This is a genomic window from Roseovarius sp. D22-M7 (assembly GCF_037083785.1).
Classification (GTDB): Bacteria; Pseudomonadota; Alphaproteobacteria; order Rhodobacterales; family Rhodobacteraceae; genus Roseovarius.
The window spans coordinates 1-3,637 of the sequence record NZ_JBAPKY010000123.1; the positions used below are offsets into that span (position 1 = coordinate 1).

Below are 3,637 nucleotides of genomic sequence, written 5' to 3' on the forward strand. Positions count from 1 at the left end.
CGCCTGCTTGTGAAGAGAAATCAGCATGCCCGCCTCCCGTCCCGAACCTCGCGCAGGATCGACCTTGCCACAAACAGCCCAGAGCGGCGAGGGTCTATGTGATCATCCGGGATAGAACACTTAAGGCCAGACCCTAGCTGATCGCACGCCAAGCGGTTGCCTTCATTCACGAAATGCCCGCTGAGATCACGCCAGATGGACGGTGTACTGACATGATCTGCGAACAGACATGCTCAGAAAAATCGACAAGATTTACGATGTTTTCAGGAAAATACCGTTTCCTCTGAGATGCCAAAGGGGAGACGATACATGAAGATGAGAGCCCGGCTGTTGATCACGACGCCTCTGTTTATTTCCCTTTCGGTCACGGCCGGGCTCGCGCAGTCTACCTTGCCCGCGACATCGACGGCAGCCGGCGGGGCCGCTTCCGGCACGTCGGCGGGGAATGCGGGGGGAGGCATCGGCCTCGGCGCGGTCCTGATCGGAGGCCTCGCCGTCGCGGCGGGCGGCCTCGCCATGGCCGGTGCAGGTGGCGGTGATGATGGCGATAGCGATGACAACGACTCCTCGGTCCCGGGATCCGGGCCGGATTCCGACCCCGGGTTCACCGTCGGGCCGAGGCCCGGCGGTGAACGCGATATCTTCCAGACATCGGAGTATAATCGCAACTGGGCTCTTTCGAAAATGAACGTCGCCGCGCGTTACGCGGATGGCGGCACCGGACACGGCACCAGGGTCGCGATCTTCGACAGCGGAGCCGATGTGAACCATTCCAACCTCTCCTCAAATATCAATCGTGCGCTTTCCTATACCTATGCCGACAAGAGCGACAGGCGGGACGTGTCGGACTCCTCGGGGCACGGAACGCACATGAGCAGCGTCATCGGCGGTGTGCGGAACTCGAACGGGTCTCACGGCGTCGCCTTCGACACGGAGATGCTGATCTTCCAGGGTATCGATTTCGAAGGTCCGCGAGTGATGGGTCTGCTCGATAGTTGGGCGGACGCGACCTTCAGGTCGATCGATGCCGGCGCGGTGGCGATCAATCACAGCTGGACCTTCACACTCGGTAATCGCTCCCGCCTGATCACCGATTTCGAGTCTGCGAGGAGCCTCGAGGCGTCCTTCGGCTGGAATGCCATGGCCGCCCTCAACGAGGCCGTCGAGAACGATCTCGTCATGATCTTCGCCGGCGGGAACGACGGACAAGACCAGATCGCCAATCATGCCGGCATGGCCTATCACTTCCCGGAAATGGCCGACCACGCACTCGGTGTCGTCAATATCGACAAGGATGACAAGATCAACCCGAGCTCCAACCGCTGCGGCATCGCGAAGGACTTCTGCATCGCCGCGCCGGGAACTTACATTCATGGTGCCGTGCCCGGAGAGAATTTCGCCCTTTATACCGGTACTTCGCCGGCCGCGGCGCATGTCAGCGGGGCAGTTGCCGTGCTCAAGAGCAACTTCCCCGAGTTGACCGGCGCAGAAATCACCACCATCCTCAAAAACACGGCCCGCGATATCGGGGCTGCCGGCATCGACGAGATCTACGGTCACGGGGCGATCGACCTTCTGAATGCCGTGGCTCCGCAGGGCGATATCAGCATCCAGACAACCGCGACCCTCAACGAGCGTGCGATCTCGGTCGACGACTCGCATTTTGCCGCACCCGCGGGGCTGGAGAAGGCGATCACCCAGGCGCTTTCGCGGGAGACCATTCTTCTCACGGACGGGTATGATCGGGGCTACGACGCATCGCTCGACCTCTTTGTCGGGACCGGTCTCGATCACGATCTTGCCAGCGAGCGCATCGATCGCTTCGTCCGGGGGTACGATCTCATCGAGACCAGCGTGGACGGCACAACCCTGAAAATGTCCCTCTCGGATGGCAGCGCATTGCCCGGGGATCCGTTCGCACGGCTCTTCGAGGATGCGCGATCGATGTCGATGCGCACCGATCTCGGCGCCACCACCATCGATGTCTCCACCGCGTTCGGGCATGATCGCAGTCGCACCTCGGGGACCTATGCCTCGTTCGGTGTCACGCATGACCTCGGGGCGGTCTCGATCAACGGGCGGCTCGGCATCACGCGGGAAGCCAACAGCTTCCTCGGATCACATGTCAGCGGCGCCTTCGGCGATCTGCGCTCGGAGACGGCCTTCGCCTCCATCGGTGGCGAGATCGACCTCGGTGGGCGTCACGCCGTTTCCGCCGAGGCCACATGGGGCAGATCGGAGTTTGCCGGCTCCCGCCTGCTGCGGGCCGGCAAGGATCTGCGGAGCAATGCCGTGAAGGTCGGTTATAGCGTCCGCGATCTCCACGGTCGTGGTGACCGGCTCACGCTCTGGGTCGGGCGCGATATCTCGCTCGACGGTGGCACGATGACCGTGGCCATCCCGACATCCCTCGTGGCCTCCGAGAACGGTCGGAGATCTCGGGATGTCCGGGTTGCAACGCAGAGCATCAAGCTGGGTTCATCGCGCGCGCCAATCGATCTCGAGCTACGCTATGAGACGCCCCTGGCCGGTGGCCGGTTCGCTGTCGGCGCGCGTTGGCAACCCGAAGTGAGCCGCAGCGGCATTCTGAGCGCCGGTTACAGCATGCACTTCTGAAGCCTGTTGCGGAAACGAGACGTCACCGCAGTCTTCGCGACGAAGCGTCACCAAATTCTGCGTATATCTCCTCGCTCATCGCCGTGCGTTACTGTTAATCGGCGCTCGTTCCGACATCGACCGGGATCAGCGCTCCGGTCATGTATCCAGCGGCATCCGACGCAAGGAATGCCGTTACGTTCGCAACATCTTCGGGCGTGCCGACGCGTCTCATCGGGATCGTGGCACCGATGGCGGTCAGCCGATCTGCCCGCACCGCGCCGATGATGCCTGCCGCCAGCATCGGGATGTCGGTGTCGCCAGGGCAGACCGCGTTGATGCTGACGCCTTCAGAGGCATGATCCAGCGCCATGCAGCGGGTCATCTGGGCCACCGCCGCCTTGGACACAGCATAGCCCACGGCCCCGCGAGCGCCTACCAGCGCCCAGTCGGTGGCGACATTCACGATTGCCCCGCCCTTCACGCGCAGCGCAGGCAGCGCCGCGCGCCACAAACGAAAAACCGCGCTGGTGTTCATATCGGAATCCTGTCCCAGTCTGCATTCGGGGTTTCCTCGGCCGTGCATTGGGTCAGGATCCCCGCGTTGTTGACCAGCACATCCAGCCGGCCAAGGCTGTCCAGAGCGGCCGTCACGATCCGTTCCGATGCCGTGCGGCCGACAGGTCGGCTGCCATGAAACGCGCAAGCGCGCCATCGGTGGTCAGGCTGTCGGCCAGCGCCTCACCCTCGATCTGAAGCCGCCCGACCAGTAGCAGCGCGTGTCCCTGTGCGGCGAGGGCCCGCGCTATCGCGCGCCCGATTCCCGACGCTGCCCCCGGTGACAATCGCGCAGGTTTTGGAGTGCTGGGTCATGGGAGCCCTTACGTTGAGTTCGCTCGGCAGTTAGGTTTTTTCATCGCAAAGAACACCGCCAGAGCTTCTCTGCACTGTAAGCGCGATCTGGGGCCCACCTTCTTCTGACTTATGATTTCTGGGAATCCGTCCCTGTCTTGGAATAGGGAAGGAGTTTCTCCGTGGAGGA

Annotated in this window: 2 protein-coding genes and 1 pseudogene; 1 reads left to right on the top strand and 2 read right to left on the bottom strand. The window is 62.7% G+C overall.

The window, feature by feature from the left end; genetic code table 11:
• Positions 1–309 precede the first annotated feature (309 nt).
• A complete protein-coding gene (locus V8324_RS21310; RefSeq protein WP_336421902.1) occupies positions 310–2,616 on the top strand; it encodes a S8 family peptidase in 2,307 nt (768 codons plus the stop codon).
• 94 nt (positions 2,617–2,710) lie between these two features.
• Here V8324_RS21310 and V8324_RS21315 read toward each other — a convergent pair whose 3' ends face one another.
• A complete protein-coding gene (locus V8324_RS21315; RefSeq protein WP_336421903.1) occupies positions 2,711–3,133 on the bottom strand; it encodes an SDR family NAD(P)-dependent oxidoreductase in 423 nt (140 codons plus the stop codon).
• Positions 3,130–3,440 (bottom strand): annotated as a pseudogene (locus tag V8324_RS21320) (SDR family NAD(P)-dependent oxidoreductase). The gene V8324_RS21315 and the pseudogene V8324_RS21320 overlap by 4 nt, the downstream one beginning before the upstream one ends.
• Positions 3,441–3,637: the final 197 nt, after the last annotated feature.